18 protein-coding genes are annotated in these 21,310 nt (G+C 40.3%); 17 read left to right on the top strand and 1 reads right to left on the bottom strand.

Annotation, left to right across the window (positions count from 1 at the left end; genetic code table 11):
- Window positions 1-151 precede the first annotated feature (151 nt).
- From ACH0AK_RS08435 to ACH0AK_RS08355, 17 genes are all read left to right on the top strand, one after another.
- Window positions 152-3,598, top strand: coding sequence for a vWA domain-containing protein (locus ACH0AK_RS08435; RefSeq protein WP_065096266.1), 3,447 nt, complete (start codon window positions 152-154; stop codon window positions 3,596-3,598).
- Window positions 3,595-4,947, top strand: a complete 1,353-nt coding sequence (locus ACH0AK_RS08430) for an isopeptide-forming domain-containing fimbrial protein (RefSeq protein ID WP_023519095.1) — start codon at window positions 3,595-3,597, stop codon at window positions 4,945-4,947. The genes ACH0AK_RS08435 and ACH0AK_RS08430 overlap by 4 nt, the downstream gene beginning before the upstream one ends.
- Window positions 4,944-6,812: a SpaH/EbpB family LPXTG-anchored major pilin gene (locus tag ACH0AK_RS08425; protein ID WP_019723558.1), complete on the top strand. Its 1,869-nt coding sequence runs from the start codon at window positions 4,944-4,946 to the stop codon at window positions 6,810-6,812. The genes ACH0AK_RS08430 and ACH0AK_RS08425 overlap by 4 nt, the downstream gene beginning before the upstream one ends.
- A gap of 39 nt (window positions 6,813-6,851) precedes the next feature.
- Window positions 6,852-7,697 carry a class C sortase gene (locus tag ACH0AK_RS08420; protein ID WP_065096265.1) on the top strand — a complete coding sequence of 282 codons (846 nt, stop codon included), beginning with the start codon at window positions 6,852-6,854 and terminating at the stop codon, window positions 7,695-7,697.
- Between the two features lie 91 nt (window positions 7,698-7,788).
- A complete protein-coding gene (gene trhA, locus ACH0AK_RS08415; RefSeq protein ID WP_010736330.1) occupies window positions 7,789-8,430 on the top strand; it encodes a PAQR family membrane homeostasis protein TrhA in 642 nt (213 codons plus the stop codon).
- A 274-nt stretch (window positions 8,431-8,704) separates the two neighbouring features.
- Window positions 8,705-9,961, top strand: a complete 1,257-nt coding sequence (gene lysA / locus ACH0AK_RS08410) for a diaminopimelate decarboxylase (RefSeq protein ID WP_019723557.1) — start codon at window positions 8,705-8,707, stop codon at window positions 9,959-9,961.
- A complete protein-coding gene (dapF, locus tag ACH0AK_RS08405) occupies window positions 9,948-10,754 on the top strand; it encodes a diaminopimelate epimerase (RefSeq protein ID WP_019723556.1) in 807 nt (268 codons plus the stop codon). The genes lysA and dapF overlap by 14 nt, the downstream gene beginning before the upstream one ends.
- The gene (dapA, locus tag ACH0AK_RS08400; RefSeq protein WP_019723555.1) at window positions 10,751-11,632 is read left to right on the top strand and encodes a 4-hydroxy-tetrahydrodipicolinate synthase; all 882 of its coding nucleotides are present in this window, start codon (window positions 10,751-10,753) and stop codon (window positions 11,630-11,632) included. Before dapF ends, dapA begins: the two co-directional genes overlap by 4 nt.
- Window positions 11,629-12,348, top strand: coding sequence for a 4-hydroxy-tetrahydrodipicolinate reductase (gene dapB, locus ACH0AK_RS08395; protein WP_019723554.1), 720 nt, complete (start codon window positions 11,629-11,631; stop codon window positions 12,346-12,348). The genes dapA and dapB overlap by 4 nt, the downstream gene beginning before the upstream one ends.
- A gap of 1 nt (window position 12,349) precedes the next feature.
- The gene (gene dapD / locus ACH0AK_RS08390) at window positions 12,350-13,045 is read left to right on the top strand and encodes a 2,3,4,5-tetrahydropyridine-2,6-dicarboxylate N-acetyltransferase (RefSeq protein WP_019723553.1); all 696 of its coding nucleotides are present in this window, start codon (window positions 12,350-12,352) and stop codon (window positions 13,043-13,045) included.
- A 20-nt stretch (window positions 13,046-13,065) separates the two neighbouring features.
- Complete coding sequence (locus tag ACH0AK_RS08385; RefSeq protein WP_023519099.1) at window positions 13,066-14,061, top strand: aspartate-semialdehyde dehydrogenase; 996 nt, start codon at window positions 13,066-13,068, stop codon at window positions 14,059-14,061.
- The gene (locus ACH0AK_RS08380; protein ID WP_023519100.1) at window positions 14,058-15,407 is read left to right on the top strand and encodes an aspartate kinase; all 1,350 of its coding nucleotides are present in this window, start codon (window positions 14,058-14,060) and stop codon (window positions 15,405-15,407) included. Before ACH0AK_RS08385 ends, ACH0AK_RS08380 begins: the two co-directional genes overlap by 4 nt.
- Window positions 15,367-16,461 (top strand): amidohydrolase, encoded by a 1,095-nt coding sequence (locus ACH0AK_RS08375; protein ID WP_023519101.1) that lies wholly within the window; start codon window positions 15,367-15,369, stop codon window positions 16,459-16,461. The genes ACH0AK_RS08380 and ACH0AK_RS08375 overlap by 41 nt, the downstream gene beginning before the upstream one ends.
- 35 nt (window positions 16,462-16,496) lie before the next feature.
- Complete coding sequence (locus tag ACH0AK_RS08370) at window positions 16,497-17,669, top strand: pyridoxal phosphate-dependent aminotransferase (protein WP_023519102.1); 1,173 nt, start codon at window positions 16,497-16,499, stop codon at window positions 17,667-17,669.
- A 120-nt stretch (window positions 17,670-17,789) separates the two neighbouring features.
- A complete protein-coding gene (locus tag ACH0AK_RS08365) occupies window positions 17,790-19,169 on the top strand; it encodes an FAD-dependent oxidoreductase (protein ID WP_010736320.1) in 1,380 nt (459 codons plus the stop codon).
- 289 nt (window positions 19,170-19,458) lie between these two features.
- A complete protein-coding gene (locus ACH0AK_RS08360) occupies window positions 19,459-19,740 on the top strand; it encodes a hypothetical protein (RefSeq protein WP_010736319.1) in 282 nt (93 codons plus the stop codon).
- 383 nt (window positions 19,741-20,123) lie between these two features.
- Window positions 20,124-20,390 (top strand): hypothetical protein, encoded by a 267-nt coding sequence (locus tag ACH0AK_RS08355; RefSeq protein ID WP_019723856.1) that lies wholly within the window; start codon window positions 20,124-20,126, stop codon window positions 20,388-20,390.
- Window positions 20,391-20,481: 91 nt separating this feature from the next.
- Here ACH0AK_RS08355 and ACH0AK_RS08350 read toward each other — a convergent pair whose 3' ends face one another.
- Window positions 20,482-21,273 (bottom strand): MurR/RpiR family transcriptional regulator, encoded by a 792-nt coding sequence (locus ACH0AK_RS08350; protein WP_347081758.1) that lies wholly within the window; start codon window positions 21,271-21,273, stop codon window positions 20,482-20,484.
- Window positions 21,274-21,310: the final 37 nt, after the last annotated feature.

Below are 21,310 nucleotides of genomic sequence, written 5' to 3'. Positions count from 1 at the left end.
GTTTTACTATATCAAATTTAAAGCTCCTTAAAATAACTGTAATTTAATAGTTAGAGACAAAAGAGAAGAGAACTAGAAAGATTAGTGAATTTTTTCTTTTTTTTATATTATCTAATTGAATTTTAAAGTTTTTCTAAGGAGGTATCCATAAATGAAGAAGCGAAATTATTTCATCGTTTTCTGTCTATTTTCTCTATTTTTCGTCACCTATTTCTATTTCCAAAAAGGAAAGACTGTGGCAGCTAATGAAGAGGCAACCATTGAAGTCTTAAATAATGAATATGGCAAAGTAAGTATTAGGAAAATAGATCGTCAGCTAACGGTCGTGTATCGATTAAATGAGCAAACACAAGAAAACAGATTTTTATTCCAGTTACATCCAAAAGATGCACCTGAAACGAATCTGCTTTCCTCTTATGTTTCTCAGGAATATCAAGAATACACAGATGAGCAACAACGAAAATGGCTAGCAGGTGATTTTTCTCAAGCCATTGAAGAAAAAGAATTGACCATTGAATTGCCGAGTACGAGCAAAGAATTTCAACTCAATATTCAGATAGAAGAAAAAACGGGTCAGTTACTTTTATCTGACCCAGCTTCCTTTTCATTTTCTATAGATAACGAGAATCAGGAAACTGCACAAACGAGTGAACCAACGTCTGAAACCACGACTTCTTCTGAAAACAGTGAGGTGTCGGATGATTCATCGATAGCTAAAAACGAATATCGTCCGTTTGAACAACCAAAATTATTCAATGAACAGTTGAAACCGAAAGGGTTAGCGACGATTGAACCGGAATATACCACAGATGAGCAAGGAACCTATCCGCAAGCGATGTGGCAACCGGAAAATGACGAGAATGTACGAAATCATCAAGGGAATCGTCATGGTCAATCACAATGGGATGGATTGACGAATTGGGATGGTGACCCAACCAATCAAAACAATTCTTATATTGAATATGGTGGGGAAAAAGAAGAAGCCGATTACGCAATCCGTAAATTTGCCAAAGAGACAGCGACTCCTGGATTGTTTGACTTGTATCTGAATGTTCGAGGAAATACCCAAAAAAATATCCCTCCTTTAGATGTCGTTCTGGTTGTTGACTGGTCTGGCAGTATGAATGAGGACAATCGTATTATTGAAGTGAAGAATGGGATTGATCGATTTGTCGATACCTTATCAGAAAGTGGTGTAACGGAAAAAATCAATTTAGGTTATGTTGGTTTTTCTAGTGAAGGCTACGACAATCGAACGATACCGATTGCAGGATTTGATTCTGTAAAGGAAGAAATCCAAGCAGCCACACCTGATTCAACAAGTGGTGGTACGTTTACTCAAAATGGTTTACGTCAGGCAGGCGAGATGTTGTCTGAACAAAATGGTCACAAAAAGGTGATCGTTCTTTTGACTGATGGTGTTCCGACATGCTCCTATCACGTATCAAGTGTGGTGACTGAAGAGGACGTTAGTTATTATGGCGCGACTTTTAGCAATCAAGTCGATCATCCCGAATATACTTCAAAAATTTCCCCGCCTTATCTTGTACCTGTTAGAGACCAATATTCACAATGGCGTTGGATCAATTCAACGTTTACAGCAACGATTGGTGAAGCAATGGCATTGAAACAACGAGGAATCGAGATCCATGGCTTGGGTATACAGTTGCAAGGAGATGAAACTGAAGGCATCACGAAAGAGGAAGTAGAACGTCGAATGCGTAAGATGGTTTCCACTGGCGAAGACGGCACGGCATATTATGAATCTGCCAATGAGTCTACAGATATTGCTGATTATCTAGCCAAAAAAGCTGTGCAGCTTTCTGGAACAGTCGTTGATGGAAAAATCACTGATCCAATCATTGATCCATTTGTTTATCAACCAGACAGCGCTTCTGTTACAAGTGTAGGGACAACCCCTCTATCGATTGAGCCACTTCTCTCTATTGATGGGCAAACGATTAACGTCGATAAAATCTATTTAGAAAAAGGGCAAGAAATCCAACTACATTATCAAGTGAGACTCCAAACAGAAAGCAAAATGTTCGAGACTGATACTTGGTATCAAATGAATGGGCAAACAATCTTCCAACCAACGAGCAACCCAGATGTTCTTGCTAAATTCGGTGTGCCGTCAGCCAAAGCACCAGGTGTATCTCTTGATTTTTTCAAAGAATGGGAAGAATTTGATCAAGATACGACGACTCGACCAGAGAAAGTGATTTACGAAATCAAGCGAACAGGAATCACCGAAACATCTAGTTGGGAAAGTGGCTATGTACAATTAAGTAAACCGGAAGAGGAGAACACCAATGTTTGGGAGCGAACCAATATCACCAAACTTCTAGCGTCCAGTGAAGCGTCTCGTGAAACCCTCAGCTTGCCAAAACACAACAATCAAGGGCAAGAATTTCACTATGAAGCGGTGAATGAGTTAGATGTACCAGGATATCAATCAGAAAAGGTCAACGCAACGACTTGGAAAAATAAAAAACAATTTGTTCCTTTAGATTTAAAAATAACCAAGAAAACTTCGTCAGCTGACCATCTCCTAAAAGGAGCAGTGTTTCAACTAACGATTGAAGGTCAGGAGATTCAGCTGATCGACCATGAGGATGGTACCTATTCATTGCCAGAAGGCACACGCCTTGAAAAAGGAAAATCTTATACATTGACAGAAATCAGTGCACCTGCTGGACATGAAAAATCGGAAAAGCAGGCGTGGGAAATTGCTATTTCTGACAATGGGGAAGTAACAGTGGACAAACAACAAGCTACAGTCACTGATCAAGTGATCCAATTGACGATTGAGAATCCATTTGCAGACCTTCCGATAGCCATAAGAAAATATACCGAAAAGGACAAACAAAAAATCAATCTGGCAGGAGCAACTTTTGCTTTACAAATAAAAGGAGAAACAGGAACCTATCATACACTGAAAGAGGAAGTTACCGCGTCATCAGGATTGGCAGAATTCGTGATACAAAAAGCGGGTGAATATCGCTTAGTAGAAACAGCAGGACCGCTTGGTTACGATACGATTCCAGGAAACTATGAATTTAAAGTTGACCCTTACGGTACGATTCTCTATGACGGAGAAAATGTAGAGGAAGATACCGTTTGGACATTGACGCATATGAATCAAATCAAACCTTTTGATTTAACAGTCCTAAAGCAAACGGATACAGGACAGGTGTTAAAAGGGGCAGTCTTCCGACTATCCGGTTCAGATGGACAGGTTGAATTACCAAACGACGATAAAGCAACTGATACATTTGTTTTTGAGAACCTAAAACCGGGTGAGTACACGTTGGAGGAAATCAAAACACCAGAAGGTTATCTGGGGTTAGAGCAACCCGTACAGATCGTTATCCAAACGGATGGAAAAGTAACTGTAGATGGTGAACCATCAGAAATCCAGTTACAAACTGATCATACGAACAACCAAATCCATTTGGTCATCACCAATCAGGCATTGATCCCACTGCCTGAAACCGGAGGATCTGGCCGACTTGGCTTCCTATTATTAGGTATCCTTGCGATTGTTTCATTTGTCGTTTATTTAAGGGGGATGAGACGAGGAGGCATTTCAAGTTGACCAAGTATTATTGGTTCTTGCTGTTGTTGCCTTTTCTGTTAGTTGGTGGTGCCAAAACGTGTATCGCCCAAACACAAGAGATGGTCCAGTTGATTGTCCATACTACGCAACCCTCATCAGATAAACAAACGGAATCTCATAAAGCGAGTTTTGCGGTTTACGATGTGACAAAATCATTTTATCAATTACGTAAAAAAGGATTTACTGTCGAAGAAACACAACAAATCATTGCGCGACAAGGTACTTCAGCAGGTTCTTTTCTAATGGAAAAACTGGTGAAGTCGAACAATGATGGAGAAGATGTAGCAATCTTTGATCTACGTGAGTCAACGAATCAAATAGGTAACGTTTATTTAGTGAACGAAACCACTCACATAGCAGATGCGTTTGTAGGATCACAAAATGTAGTCGTGGTTTTGCCTCTTTATGATTCATATGATCACCCACAAAAGGCAATCCATCTCTATCCTAAAATGAACCAAGAGCCATCTGCGATCGTCTTTGAAAAAAAGCTTGTAGAGGAAAAAAACACTTATTCGATTGGTGAAAAGATCTACTATCAATTGGATATCCAGTTTCCAAATGGAATAGCAACTGAAGAAACATGTGTAGTCACTGACAGTGCGACGAAAGAGTTGGAGTTGCTAACTGAATCGCTCAAAGTCCATAGTGAAGAAAAACGCTTGGAAAATCTGACGTTTCATAGCCATAGTCAAGGATTCAGTATTGCGTTTAACGGTCAAGACTTGCAAGATCTGGCAGGTAAAACAGTGAGGATCAACTATCAGATGCGTTTACGACAAGATGCAATCGCTGATCAATCGATCATCAATCAAGCGACATTAGATATCGGAACAGCATCATTGTCACGAAGTACACGTATTCGAACAGGAGGGAAGTGGTTTCAAAAAGTTACAAAAGATAAGGAACAACAGGTGCTAGAAGATGCAATGTTTATGATCAAAAACCAACAGGAAGAATACCTGCATTTGAAAGATGGAAAATATTGCTGGAAAAAACGAGCAAGAGATGCAATAACGCTGACTTCTGATCGAAATGGCTTATTTTCCATCAATGGCTTAGCAGACGGAGAATATTTACTTGAAGAAATCAAAGCACCAAAAGGGTATAAAAGAAATCCTTATGCTGTCTCGTTTGTCGTAAAAAGTATGTCATATGCCATCAATGGACAACCTAGTGAACCTTTGAAAATCACTAATCAGAAACAAGAAACGAGTTTTCTTTTTCCAAAAACAACTGACGAAAAAATAAGTGTTGGTATGATTGGTGGCATATCGATCATAGGTAGTTTCATTATTTATCAAAAGAACAGGAGTAAAGAAGAATGAAGAATAGAAAAAATTTCAAAAAAGTATTACTATGTCTTATTTCATCACTACTTACACTGGTGGCATTACTTCCTAATCCACAAGTGTTTGCTGAAGGAATGGATGCACAATTGGTGATCCACAAAAAGAAAATGTTAGATTTCCCACAACAAGAGATCCAAAATACAGGGAAAGAAATGACTGAATTCAACAACTATCAAGGGTTGGCAGATGTGACGTTCCATGTGTATGATGTCACCGAATCATTTGCTGAAGCAAGAAAAAATGGCGCGACGATTGAAGAAGCAAAAGCGATCGTCCAATCACAGACTTCTGGCACAGCTCTTCTTTCTGGTACCACAGACGCTCAGGGGGATCTTTCTTTAGCATTGCCAAAAAAACAAGCTGGAAAAGATGCAGTTTATGTGATTGAAGAAGAAGCAAAATCAGGAGTAACAGCTGCTGCAAATATGGTTGTGGCATTTCCAGTATATGAACTGATCAAACAATCCGACGGTTCATATCAATATGGGACAGAAGAACTAGACGTAGTTCATTTATATCCTAAAAATGTCGTGGAAAATGAAGGAACGCTGAAGGTCAAAAAAGTAGGTTCAGCAGAAGGTGAAGCACTAAACGGTGCGGAATTTGTCATTGTGAAAGAAGATGCAGGTGTTGCCAAATATTTGCAAGGTGTAGCACAAGGAATGTATACATGGACAACTGATAAATCTAAAGCAAAACACTTTGTGACTGGCAAAAGCTATGAAATCGGTGAAGAGGACGTTGCTGAAAATGAAGCAGAGAAAGGTCAAATGCTCATTACTGGATTAGAAGTTGGCGAATATGTGTTAGAAGAAGTAAAAGCACCTGAAAATGCAGCGATGATCACTGAGCAAACGAAGACACCATTCACAATTGTTGTTGGTAGCCAAACGCCAGTTGAACTTATAGTGAAAAATGATACGACGAAAGTAGAAAAAGAAACGCCGCAATTAGATGGGCAAGACGTAGCAATCGGAGAACCGATCAATTATGAGATCAGCGTCAATATTCCTCTTGGGATCGCGGATAAAGAAGGATCAAACAATAAATATACCACCTTCAAATTGATTGATACACATGATCCAGCTTTAACATTCATGAACCAATCAACGGGAGAAACAGGTTATGCACTTTACGATGGTGAAACGATCATTGATTCAACAAATTACCACGTAACTGAACAAACAAACGGCTTCACAGTAACGATTGAACCAACTTATATTCCTTCATTGACTCCAGGTGGTACGTTGAGTTTTGTTTATTACATGCATTTGAATCAGTTAGCAGAACCAACCCAAGGCTATAACAACGAAGCAAATGTTGATACTGGACATATGACAGATCAAACACCACCAACTGTGGAAGTACTGACAGGTGGGAAACGATTCATTAAAGTAGATGGAGCAGTAGCTGATATCAAACCATTAGCAGACGCTTCGTTTGTGGTACGTGATCAAGATGAAGCAACAGCGAAATATTTGATCATTGATCCAGTAACAAAAGCAGTAGCGTGGACGACTTCACAGGAAGAAGCAACGATTTTCACGACAACAAGTGATGGATTAGTGGATATCACAGGCTTGTCTTATGGTACGTATTATTTAGAAGAAACAAAAGCACCAAACAATTATGTGAAACTAACTGAACGAATTGCGTTTAAGGTCGATCAGCAATCTTATGCTGTTGCAGGTGAATTGGTTGCACCAGAGAAAGTACCAAACAAACACAAAGGGACATTACCAGCAACTGGTGGCAAAGGCATTTCATTGTACATTTTCTTAGGTGTGGTTTTACTGACAATCGTGGGTGCATACTGGCTAAAACGACCAAAAGTTAAATAGTATCAAATGAAGAACAAGTGACTCGCTGAGGAGAATAAAATGAAACAAAAAAAATGGCGTCTGTTAGATCTAATCATGTTCTCGGTATTTTTTATCGGTGTCCTCAGCTTGGCGTATCCTTTTGTCAGTGATACGTTGAATAATTATCTCGACCAGCAGATCATCAAAAATTATCAAAAAAAGGCAAAGTCTGAACATGCGACAGAACTTGCTGAATTACAAAAGCGGATGATCAAAAAAAATGAACAACTGGCATCAAACGTAGCGATGCCAGAAGCAGACCCATTTTCCAAGAAAAAAAAAAATGATCAAAAATCTCAGAAATCGTATATCGAATCACATACCGTTGGTGTTTTGACGATCCCCAAAATCAATGTCAGCTTACCGATTTTTGATCAAACAACGACGAAACTATTGGAAAAAGGCGCTTGTCTGCTCGAGGGCACCTCATACCCGATCGGAGGCAAATCGACACATGCGGTACTTTCCAGCCACCGAGGCTTGCCGCAAGCAAAATTGTTTACAGATTTACCTCAATTAAAAATAGAAGATCACTTTTATATTGAAATCAATGGACAGTATCTTGCGTATCAAGTCGATCAGATTAAAACCGTAGCACCGACAGAAACAGAAGCGCTACAAATCCAAGAAAATCAAGATTTAGTCACACTGGTTACTTGTACTCCGTATATGGTCAACAGTCACCGTTTATTAGTACGCGGACACAGGGTCGCTGTTGAACCAGAAGAAATAAAAGAATCGTTAGAAAAAGTGAAACGGGCGAAGCGTACTGCATTTTTACTCGTAAATGGCTTGATCAGTGTGTTTTTGTTGCTATTTCTTATCATGATGATAAAATATTTTACAAAAGTTATTAAAAAATAATATAGTTTCGGAAACTAGATGATAAAGTTTTTGTAAACAGAACATCTTTCATGTATAATGAAATTGAACAAACGAAATGGAGTGGATCAAGATGGAGATAGAATTTAGCCGAAAGTACCAAATCGTCAATGAAGTATTAAATGCGGTGACCCATGGGATTGCAGCTTTGTTAAGTCTGCTTTGCTTCAATTTGCTGATGGATCGCGCCCATACAACCTTAGATTATGTCGCTTTTGCGATTTATGGTAGTTCTCTTTTTCTGCTATTCTTTTCTTCTACGTTATTTCATAGTTTGATTTTTACGAAAGCAAAAAAAGTATTTCAGGTATTTGATCATTGTTCGATCTACCTTTTGATTGCTGGAACCTACACGCCATTTTGTCTGCTAGTCGTGCAAGGAACGACAGGACTAGTTTTGCTAAGTGTTATTTGGGCGACAGCAGTGATTGGCATCATCTATAAATGTTTGACTTTAACAAAGACAAACAAGGTATCAAAAGTTTCAACGATCATTTACAATGTGATGGGGTGGGCAATCATCGTTGTGCTACCTAAGCTCTATCAGAATATCGATTTGACTGGCTTGCTACTGCTAGTTGGCGGAGGAATCGCCTATTCTGTGGGATCACTATTTTATAGCATGAAAAGCAGACGATTCACCCATGTGATTTGGCATCTATTTGTCATGTTAGGTGCAGCGTTGATGTTTTTAGCAATCTATGTAAGTAATTGATTTAAGGAAAATATGATTCAAAAAACTGACCAATTTATTGGTCAGTTTTTTTGTCTATTTCTAAGAGAATTATGTGAAAATAAATAGTGGTTTTTTATTTTTTGTTTTCTGTATGCAATAAAATTGAAAAATTAAACATTTTTGCTGAAAATAGCGATTTAAACTAGACAATTCAAACAATTTTGTTTAATATTATTCAAATAAAATTCAAATTATAATCTAAGGATATTTCAATTTGATGAGAAAATAATTTTTTGAAAAGAGGGAAAAGAGAATGACAGAATTAACGATCGGCGAAATTCCAGTGAGTCAATTAGCAAATGAATATCAAACACCCCTATATGTGTATGATGAAAAAAAGATGGAAGAAACGATAAAGTCGTTTAAGCTGAACTTTGATTCTGATTCTTTTCAAACAAAGATCTTGTATGCGTCTAAAGCCTTTCAAACGGTAGAATTACTCCATCTAATTGCTGAACAAGGGTTAGGTCTAGATGTCGTAAGTGGTGGGGAGATTTATACCGCGTTACAAGCTGGATTTCCTTTAGAAGATATTTATTTCCATGGCAACAACAAAACGATTGATGAATTAAGATATGCCATTGAAAATGATATACGCCATTTTGTTGCAGATAATGGGATGGAAGTCGAAGTCTTGGAAGAGTTAAGCCGAGAATATCAGAAAAAGCTACAGATCATGTTGCGATTGAACGTAGGGATCGAAGCACATACCCATGAATACATCGTCACCGCACATATCGATTCAAAATTCGGCATGCTTTACGATAGCGATGTTTGCCAACAAGCGATTGCACGTATCCAACAAAGTGAATTTCTTAGATTGGAAGGCTTTCATGCCCACATCGGCTCACAAATCTTTGATATGACTGCTTGGCTGGCTGAGATCGACCAGCTGGTTACCTACCTTGAAGATTTTCAACAACCGCTTTCTTTAAATCTGGGAGGGGGCTTTGGTATCCGTTATACCGAAGCGGACACACCTTTACCAATTGCAGAATCAGTCAAACATCTGGTTACACACACAGAGCAGACGCTAGCTGACAGAAACTTAACGATCGATCGCTTATTGATTGAACCTGGGAGAAGTATCGTTGGTGAAGCCGGAACAACACTTTATACAGTCGGCTATATCAAAGAAACACCTCACAAGAAATATTATTTTGTGGATGGTGGGATGACAGATAATATTCGACCGGCACTTTATCAAGCTGAATATACCTGTGATTTGGCAAATAAACTAGACATTGAAAAAACAGAAAAAGTGACAGTTGCCGGAAAAATGTGTGAATCAGGAGACGTGGTGATCCAAGAAACACAGTTGCCTCCTGCAGAGCCAGGTGATCTTCTGGCAGTGTATGCCACAGGCGCCTACGGATATTCGATGAGTAGCAATTACAATCGTGCACTGCGACCAGCAGTTGTTTTTGTCAAAGATGGCGTGTCGAGAGAAGTCGTGCGTCGGCAAACTTATGCGGATCTATTGAGAGGAGAAGTCTATGCAGATTTATAAATATAATGGTTGTGGCAATGATTTTATTCTCTTAGATTACGATGAAACGATCGACTATAGTCATTTGGCTCAAAGCTTATGTGCACCCACGGCTTACGATACGGATGGATTGATTGCTGTTAAAACCGAACCTTTAGAAATGATCTACTACAATAAAGACGGTAGCCGTGCGCCGATGTGTGGCAATGGTATCCGTTGTTTTGCCAATTATGTCAGCGATCAACAATTACTTGAAGCGCCACAATTTGCGGTCAAAACGCTTGCTGGGATGATCCATGTGACAATCCATTCACGAAAGCCTTTTTATTGCACAGTCGACATGGGTTCGCCGGACTACCGACCAGAGAAAGTAGGCGTAGCGCAATCAACACCTATCATCAAACAAACGCTGACGATTGATGAGCGAAAGGTAGAGCTGACTAGTTTATTCATGGGGACGATCCATACAGTTGTTTTTGTTGAAGATGCGTTGGCTGAATTAACCAAAGAGACTGGAGAAAAACTCTGCCATCATCCCTTATTCAAAGAAAAAACAAACGTCAATTTTGTCCAATCTGTCAATGAAGAAGAATTGATCGTCCGCACGTATGAACGTGGGGTCGGTTGGACACTAGCTTGTGGTACAGGTTGTTGTGCAGCGTATGTCGTCGCAAGAGATCAAGGCTACCTTTCCGGCTTACAAGCGACGATTCATTTAGAGCAAGGCGATTTACTGATTTCTGGCGATAAAACGATCACGATGGCGGGACCAGCCACATATGAATGGCATAAAAATTTGGAGGTAGAGGCATGATCAAAGGTTCGATTGTCGCGTTAGTGACACCAATGACGGAAACAGGTGCAGTGGATTATCTAGGCTTGGAGCAGCTGATTGCGTTTCATCTGAAAGAACAAACAGACGGCTTACTGGTCCTTGGAACAACTGGGGAATCACCCACACTATCTGAGGAGGAAGAGGAAGAGATCGTACGATTCACCGTTGAAAAAGTCAATGGACGTATCCCAGTGATTGCTGGTGCAGGATCAAATGCAACGGCGAAAACGGTCAAGAAAGTCCAACGCTTTGCTGAACTTGGGGCAGACCAATTATTAGTGATCACCCCTTACTATAATAAAACGAGTGATGTAGGGTTACTGGCTCATTTTAAAGCGATCGCAGACGCTTCCTCGCTACCAATCATCTTATATAACGTACCGTCACGAACAGGGATGACGATTTCGTTACCTGTATTAACAGAACTAGCGAAGCATCCACGAATCATCGGCATCAAGGAAGCCTCTGGTGATATGTCCTATACAATGGAAGTGGCGCAACTGATTGATGAATCATTTGCACTATACAGTGGCAATGATGATTTGATTTTACCTATTCTAAGTATTGGTGGTATCGGTGTGATCAGTGTTTGGGCAAATATCCAGCCAAAAGTAGTCCATGAAGTAGTTCATGATTACTTAAACGGAAACAGTCCTTCAGCAAAAGAAAAACAATTGACTCATTTAGCGTTGATCAATGCCTTATTCAGTGAAACCAATCCAATTCCAGTGAAAGCAGCAATGAATCATTTAGGCTTACCTGCTGGACCATTAAGACTACCACTGATTGAATTAGGCGAGGAGAAAAAGCAACAACTTATCGCACTGTTAACAGAAAACGGAGGGGCAAGCACATGAATATAGGGATCATCGGAAGTGGAAAAATGGGTAAGCGAATTGCAGAAGTTACCGAAGAATATCAACATCAGCCATTGAGTTTGACCGAATCCTTACAAGCAACGGAGGAATTATCGTTTGATCAGACACCAGCAGTCATGATCGATTTTTCTCATCCAGCTGGTTTGGATAAAATCTTGCGATACAGCAAAGCTCACCAAGTCCCACTGGTGATTGGCACAACAGGCTATACCGAAGAGCAATTTGCTGAAATCGCCCAAGCAGCTCAAACGATCCCTGTACTCTACAGTGCTAATTTTTCATTAGGGATCATGGTGATGAATCGCTTGATCAAACAAGCAGCTAAAGACTTAGCCAGCTGGCAGATCGAATTAATCGAAAAACACCACAGCCAAAAAAAAGACGCACCTTCTGGCACAGCCAAGCGCTTAGTAGAAACACTACAATCTGTTCGAGAGCTGACGCCTGTCTATCAATGGGCGGACAAATCACGAGAAGACCAACAAATCGGTGTCCATAGCCTACGTGCAGGCTCTTTTCCAGGAGAACATGAAGTCCTTTTTGCAACCAAAGATGAAGTTCTTTCAGTGAAGCACGAAGCCTTTTCAAATCGAATTTTTGCAGAAGGGGCAGTTCAAGCAAGTATCTGGTTGGCCGAGCAGTCAGCCGGTTCATATCAATTAGAAGATTTATTTGAACCTAGAGGAGGAGCCTAAGTTGAATGCACAAGAAATCATTCGTTTTATTCAAACAGCAGAAAAAAAGACCCCAGTCAAAGTTTATTTAAATGTATCAGAACCTGTCGAGTTTCCGAATGCGAAAGTATTTGGTGAAGTGCATAGTCCAATCGTTTTTGGAGATTACAAAGACATCGCGCCGGTACTAGAAAAAGAAGCGGAAAAAATCTTAGCGATCGAACTAGAACAAACTGCTAGAAACAGTGCAGTTCCTTTACTGGATGTCAAAGACATCAACGCTCGCATCGAACCAGGCGCTGTCATTCGTGATCAAGTGACCATCGGCGATCAAGCAGTGATCATGATGGGCGCTGTGATCAACATCGGTGCTGAGATCGGGGATCATAGCATGATCGATATGGGAGCAATCCTAGGCGGACGTGCGACTGTCGGTAAGAATTGTCATATCGGTGCTGGAGCTGTGTTAGCTGGAGTCATCGAGCCAGCTTCCGCTCAACCAGTAGTGATCGAAGATGGTGTATTAGTTGGTGCGAATGCAGTGATCGTCGAAGGCGTTCGTGTTGGAAAGAATGCAGTCGTCGCAGCAGGTGCAGTCGTTTTAGAAGACGTTGCCCCTGAGACGGTCGTTGGTGGTACACCGGCACGTGTATTAAAAATAAAAGATGATCAAACCAAAGAAAATACCGCATTGATTGCAGCACTAAGAGAATTGTAGACAAAGAAAGGATGAAAAACATGCGCGAAATAGATACCTGTATTGTCGGAGCGACGGGATTAGTCGGTCAAACTATGTTAAGAGTATTAGAGGAGTACGATTTTCCAGTAGGAAAACTCAAGCTTTTAGCATCCAAACGCTCTGCGGGGAGTCTGTCTGTGTTTAAGGGAAAAGAGTATGTTGTCGAAGAACTGACTGAGACTTCTTTTTCTGGGTATGATTTGGCGCTTTTTTCAGCTGGAGCATCCGTGTCTCAAACATTTGGCCCAATTGCACGTCAAGCCGGCTTAGTAGTCATCGATAATTCTTCAGCGTGGCGAGAAGATCCTACGATCCCGTTGATCGTCCCTGAAGTAAATCTAGAGGATCATACGTTAGATCCATTGATTGCCAACCCAAATTGTTCGACGATCCAGTCCGTGTTACCACTGAAAGCACTACAGAATACCTTTGGTGTGACACGTGTCAATTACACGACGTATCAAGCTGTTTCAGGTTCAGGGCAACAGGGAATCGCTGATCTACAGGCGACAAAAAATGGTGAACCAGCAACTTTTTATCCCCATGACATCAGTCAAACGGTCATTCCAGAAATCGATCGCCCAATGGAAAATGGGTATACCAAAGAAGAACAAAAAATGATCAATGAAACGAAAAAAATCTTGCATCAACCAGATTTGCCTGTATCTGCGACTTGTGTCCGTGTACCGATTGAAAATGGCCATGGTGTCTCGATTGCTGTTGAGTTAGAAAAGGAATTTTCATTGGAACAAATCCGTGCTTGCTTCAGTCAGTTTCCAGGGATTTTGGTTGTCGATAACTTAGCAGAACACCAATATCCCACAAGTACATTAGCAAGAGGCACAGACCAAGTATACGTTGGGCGTATTCGTCGCGACCTCTCTGTTGAAAATGGCTTACTCTTTTACACCGTGGCTGACAATATTCGCAAAGGCGCTGCGGCTAACGCGGTGCAAATTGCTTTGGCGCTTCTACAAGAGGAGGTCCTTTCATGAAAGTCGCAAAATTTGGTGGAAGCTCGATGTCTCATGAAGAACAGTTCCGTAAAGTCCGTGAGATCGTGTTAGCTGATCCTAATCGAGAAGTCGTTGTCGTTTCCGCTTTAGGAAAAAGAACCGATGAAGACGATAAAGTGACCGATTTACTCTATTTGATCCATGCGTATCTTCAACATAAGGTTGATTGGACGCCACTATGGGAACGGATCACACAACGTTTTATTCAAGTTAGGGATCTTCTGTCACTCGACTTTCCGATTGAAAAAGAATTAACCACGATCGAAACACATCTAAAACAGGAAAAAGTGACGATCGATTATTTAGTCAGTCGTGGGGAGTATCTGACTGCGCAATTGATGGCGGAATATTTAGGGTATACCTTTGCAGACGCAAGTGAGCTGATCTACTTTGATTATGAAGGAGGCATCGACTTTCCGCGTACAGAGCAAGCAGTACGCGAGATGTACCAGAAACACCAAAAGTTGATCGTCCCAGGATTTTATGGTGCCAACCCAGCAGGAAAAGAAAAATTACTTGGTCGTGGGGGCAGTGATATTACCGGCTCCGTTTTAGCAAGTGCCTTACAGGCAGATCTTTATGAAAATTGGACGGATGTTTCAGGCATCATGATGGCAGACCCAAGAATCATTGACTCACCGAAAGTCATTGAAGAGATCTCTTTCCGTGAATTACGAGAAATGGCTTATATGGGTGCCAATGTCTTGCATGAATCCGCGATTTTTCCTGTACAAGAAGCTGATATCCCGATCCAAATCAAAAATACGAATCGACCGAATGATCATGGAACAAAAATCTCAAATCATGAAGTCGAAAAAGAAAATGGATTGACGGGGATTGCAGGAAGAAAAGACTTTCTTTCAATCACCTTGTTCAAACGACATATGTCAGACGAGATCGGTTTTATTTGGAAAGCCATGAGTATTTTTGCAAAACATGGCATCTCGATCGAGCATATCCCCTCTGGCATCGATAATATCGGTGTCGTCGTTTCGGCGGAATTGATCATGGATAAATTGTTTTTGATCACGAAAGAATTACGTGAGGAATTAGGCGTAGAGGAAATCGAGATCATCGAAGACTTGGCTTTGATTTCTGTTGTAGGTGGCCCACATAAGGAACCAATTGGACTTTCTGGAAAAGTATTATCGATTTTGAATGAGTTAGAAATCAGGACCTCGATTTTATCGCAAGGTGCGCAAGAGTTGAATTTGATCATCGGCGTACCCAATACACAATATGAAACCGTGGTAAAAGGAATCTATGAAGGGATGGTGAGGCGACATGTTGGCAACACACCGAATGGCGTTACATCAAATTCCTGAACTTGGCTTTCATGAATTTAAAACGAAAGAATACCTTTACGAACAAATCAAAAACTGTGGTGGCGTGATCCATGAAATCGATGAGACAGGCTTGTTGGTTTATTTTGATCAGCAACAAGACACAACGATTGCTTTTCGGACAGATATCGACGCGTTGCCCATCACTGAAGCCACAGGGTTACCTTTTGCGTCTACACACCCAGGATTCATGCACGCCTGCGGACATGATGGTCATATGGCAATGCTCTTAGGATTGACCGATTATATTGCTACGCACCGTCAAGAGATGCGGCACAATATCGTCTTGATTTTTCAACCCTCAGAAGAAATTGCTGGCGGGGCAGATAGTGTGATCCGTTCTGGGTGGTTGGAACATTACAAGGTACAGGCAATCTTTGGTTTTCATTTATGGCCAGGCTTGCCAGAAGGAAAAGTATTTTCACGACCAGGTGCGTTGATGGCGCAAAGTAGTGAAACAGATATCATCGTCCAAGGCAGATCTGCGCATATCGCCTCAAGCAGTCAAGGCATCGACAGTCTAGAAGCAGCTGTGCGTTTTATGAAACAAGTCTATGACTTTGATGAATCTCTGCCAGAAAACCTTGAACATCTCTTGAAATTTGGTCAGATTACAGGTGGGACGATCCGCAATGTCTTAGCCAATGAAGTCGTGATCTCAGGCAGCATTCGTTCATACAGTCGTAAGACCCAAACGGACTTAAAGATGCAACTAGCACGACTAGCAAAAGAATTCCAACAAACTTCCCCAGCGAAAATCTCATTTCGTTATAACGATGGGTATCCTGCTGTACGTAACGATGAACAGTTGTATGCAGCACTTGCCCACTCAGAGTTATTACATGAGTTGGCTGAGCCTGTCTTACAAGCAGAAGATTTTGGTGTTTATACGGAACACTATCCTTGTGTCTTTTTCTTCTTAGGTGTAGGTGATACACCAGCCCTGCATGATGCCACCTTTGATTTCGACATGGCTGTTTTAGAAAAAGGATTGGAATGGTACCAAACAATCCTTTACACCGAGGAACTTTTCTGAAAAAATAAGGATAGTAACCAAAAGGGGAGAAGTCTATGAATCTACACCATCGTTTTAATCCAAGGCTGGCTAAAATCGAAGTCTCGCAGATCCGTATGTTCGATCAGCAAATCTCAAGCATTCCGGGCATCATCAAATTGACATTAGGTGAGCCAGATTTTTCAACACCTGAAGCAGTCAAAGAAACAGGGATCACAGCCATCAAAGAAAACTATTCTCATTATACCGGGATGAGAGGTTTACCAGAATTATGTGAAGCAGCTTGTTTCTTCCAAAAAGAACGTTACGGTCTTTCTTATGATCCGCAAACGGAAGTACTAACAACGATCGGTGCCACAGAAGCGATCGCGACAGCTTTATTAGCGGTCTTAGAAGAAGGGGATAAAGTATTGATCCCAGCACCTGCATATCCCGGCTATCAACCAATTGTTGATCTAGCAGGCGCCGAATTGATCACGATCGATACATCAGACACTGGCTTTATTTGTCAGCCAGAACAACTAGAAGAGGCGTTTGCCAAATACGGAGACGAAATCAAAGCAGTGATTTTGAATTACCCAAGTAATCCAACGGGAACATTGTTATCTGCGGAGCAAATGAGCAAACTTGCAGAAGTTTTAAGCCAGCACCCAGTCTTTGTCATCAGTGACGAAGTTTACTCGGAGTTGAACTACGTGGGAGATCATGTCTCGATGGCTACGTACTTGCCTGAACAAACGATCGTCGTGAATGGACTCTCTAAATCTCATGCCATGACTGGTTGGCGCATTGGGTTTCTCTTTGCTCAAAAACCAGTGATCGATGAATTGATCAAGGTCCACCAATATTTAGTTACTTCTGCCACAACGATTTCTCAAAAAGCTGCGGTCGAAGCCTTGACAACGAGTATGGACGAAGGGGAAAAAATGAAGGCCCGCTACGTCGAACGCCGAGATTATCTATTGCCGCAACTTACGGAATTAGGTTTTCAAATCTCTCAACCTGATGGTGCGTTTTATTTGTTCTGTCGCTTACCAGAAACAATCCAGATGAATTCGTGGGATTTTTGTTTAGCACTCGCAGAACAAGGTAAGGTTGCCTGTATCCCTGGCTCAGCTTTTGGACCGGAAGGTGAAGGATTTATCCGAATCTCTTATGCAAGTGGGATGGATGACCTACAAGAAGCGTGTAAACGTATCGGCACATTTTTAGCACAATTAAAAAAATAATATTAAAATAACTAATAAAATTTTTAGGCAAGCCTTTTCATTTGCATTATTATTCTTAGAATGATATCGTAAAATTGTTTAGAATGATTCTAAACAATTGTTATGAGGAGGGTTTTGTCAATGGAAAAAACGAAAGTAATTATTGTCGGTGCATCACATGGAGGGCATCAATCCATTTTAGAATTACTATCTAGATACGGAGAAAATGTGGATATCACCTTGTTTGAAGCAGGCGACTATGTTTCATTTATGTCATGCGGCATGGAATTATATTTAGAGGATCAAGTCACTAGTGTGAATGATGTCCGTAATTTCAGACCGGAAAACTTTCCGCAACCAAATGTGGCGATATTAAATAACCACGAAGTAAACACAATCAATGCAGATAAAAAAACAGTTACAGTTACACGTAAAGAAGATGGACATACAGAAGAGTATGCTTACGATAAATTGATTTTGAGTTCAGGTGTTAAACCAAACTCATTACCTGTTCCAGGAACAGACTTAGAAAATGTATATTTGATGCGTGGCTATAATTGGGCAACGAAAATCAAAGAACGCATGACAGACCCAGCAGTGAAAAAAGTAGCTGTGATCGGTTCAGGTTACATCGGGATCGAAGCAGCAGAAGTTTTCTTGAATGCAGGGAAAGAAGTAACGTTATTAGATATGATCGATCGTCCTTTAGGTACTTACTTAGATAAGGAAATGACAGATATCTTAGAAGCGCACTTAAAAGAAAAAGGCATGAACATCAAAACTGGCGTGAATATCAAAGCCTTCACAGGTGACGGTAAAGTCGCAGCCATCGAAACAGACAGTGGCACGATCGAAACAGATTTGATCATCCAAGCTGCCGGTGTCAAACCGAATACCGAATGGTTGAAAGGCATCGTTGATTTAGATGAACGTGGCTGGATCATCACAGATGAATACCTACAAACAAACTTACCTGATGTTTATGCAGTAGGAGATGCAACACTTGCTTATTCGATCCCAGCAGGCAAAAAAGTGCCGATCGCATTAGCAACAGTTGCACGTCGAGAAGCACGCTATGTCGTTCAACACTTATTTGAACAAACACCAAGCAAACCATTTGGTGGCTTAGTCGGCTCATCTGCGTTACGTGTGTTTGACTATCATTTTGCTGCAAGTGGCTTGAACAGCTTCACAGCTGATCGCGCTGGCGTAGCCATCAAAACAGCCTTCTATGAAGATACGATCCGTCCAAAATTCGTACCAGAAGAATTTGGGAACGGAAAAGCAGCTGTACAATTAGCCTATGATCCATTTACGCACCAATTGCTAGGTGGCGCTGTTTTATCAACGAAGGACATCACTGCACAAGGCAATGTCTTAGCACTAGCAATCCAACAAAAATTAACGATCGAAGACTTGGCAGAAGCAGATTTCTTCTTCCAACCAGGACACGACCGTCAATGGAGCTTACTAAACTTAGCGGCACAACAAGCACTAGGTGAAGAGCCATTTGTGGAGTAAAAACTAAATTTAAGTAATAGTAAATACGGAATAACAGGTGGATGGAAACATTCAGCCTGTTGTTCCGTTTTTTTATTTATTCGTAAGAGTTGTTTGGGTTGAAGGGAAATGTTGACGATTATGCTGTTAAAACAGCTTTTTAGGAATGTAATAATTTTTTTTGATATTTTTTGATATGATTAAGATGGAAGTTATTTTAATTTGTTAAAGTAATATTTTAGTGCTTTACGTATATATATTTGTAGAGAGGGATCGGTTACTATTTATACATAGAATGGAGAGATGAAAGATGACCTACATTCGAATATTCAAAATAATCCAACTGGTTTTATTGGCGCTAAGCATCTATTTTGCTGCAATGAAAAATACGATCTATACCATACTGATTATGCTATCACTATTTATTGAATATACCCAATCCGAGCAACCTAAAACTCCTTACAAATCGGGAAAAAATTCAATCTATCTACCGAATCAAACATCTAGAACGGAAGTGGTGTTTGCGCTGATTCCCACGATTTTAGTTCTTATGATTTGCTCCATTTTGGAATTAGAATTGTATCATTTTTAGTAACAGGAATAATTTGAACCACATCTATTTAGTTAGTAATAAAAATGAATACATAAAAGTATCGATCGTATGAGAATTTTAGAGAAGGTGAACCGAGTGAGTCAAATAATTGTTCTCACCTCCTATCTAGTGATTGGGAACAAAAATAAAATTCATTTTTGTTTCTAACCTTAAACTTAATAAACGGTGTTCCAGAAGTAACTCCTTCAGAAATAAGCCGAGAAATCCAAAAATTTGAAGAACAATTTTCGTTTTTCTCGGCTTATTTCTCGGAGCTAGACACTTCTGTCACAACCTCATGGAGGTATAAAAATAATAGAAAATAGTTAGAAAACAGGACAGAAAATCTACAAATAAAAGAAGAATAGAATGGAGAGATAACAATGACCTACGCTAGAATACTCAAAGGGACTAGTTTAATTTTATTAGCTTCAAGTATTTATTTTGCGGCCCAGCAAAATACTATTTACTTCACACTGATTTTATTATCAATACTTATTGAGTCTGCTCAACCCAACCGCCCTAAAATTCCTTATCAATCGGAACGAAAAGCCATCTATCTACCGAATCAAACATATGGAACGGAAGTGAAGGTTGAATTTGTTTTGACAGTTGTAGTTTCGATTATTTGTTTTGTTTTGGCATTATGACAAGACATGAATGTAGATGAACGTCATGAATCAAACGTAAATAAAATTGAATGAACTCTTTCGTAAAGAAGCACCAATCACCGAAAAAACTTCACATTTTCGGTGATTGATGCTTCTTATACTTGTTCCTCAATCCCCCCTTCTTCACCCGTATCGCATACGAATCCAGCAAGATCCGCGCAATCACAGAAAGTGGCAGGCGAGAGCGGACTTCATATTCAGGGAAAAAAGAGATTTCGGATTTGAAGCCGATCAAAGATAATTCTGCTAATCGGTTCAAGCGACTTTCCCGTGATGCGGTGATCAGGATCGAACTGATTTCCTCGCGGTAGCAATTCTCCGCTGCTGCTACGAGTTCTTCTGTTTCACCGTTTAAGGAAATAAAAAGAACGACATCTTTTTTGTGCAATTTGCGACTAACGGTTTTGATGATATTTGGATCGGTATGAAGGACACAATACTTATCGAGTAGTTGGAATTTTGTTTGTATTTCTTCTCCAATCATTTCTGAAAATCCTCTGGCAAAGATAATGATTCTTTGTGAACTCCAGATTTTTTGAATCGCATCTTCGATTACCCCTGTATCCAATAGATTGATGGTACGCACGACTTCCTGTTCGTTTTTTAGAATGGAGGTTTTTATTTCTTCATCTACTTTATCGACCGTAGCAAAATTGATGGTGGTATTCTTCTTTTCCTTTAAATGATGCTTAAAAGAAGTATAGCCTTCGTACCCTTTTTTCTTCATGGTACGAACGATGGTCGTGGTGGATACGTTGGCTCGTTCGCTTAGTTTGATAATTGATAGATTTGGGATTTCTTGGATGTGATTCATCATATACTCCCATAAAAAATGTTCTGCCTCGCTTAATTTAGTTTCCATTTAGTCCTCCCCCTTTTCTTTTTATTCTACCATTGAT

Source organism: Enterococcus pernyi (genome assembly GCF_045371165.1).
Taxonomy (GTDB): Bacteria; Bacillota; Bacilli; order Lactobacillales; family Enterococcaceae; genus Enterococcus_B; species Enterococcus_B pernyi.
The sequence above is the reverse complement of the archived record's forward strand: the minus strand, read 5'-3'. Positions and strand labels throughout refer to the sequence as shown.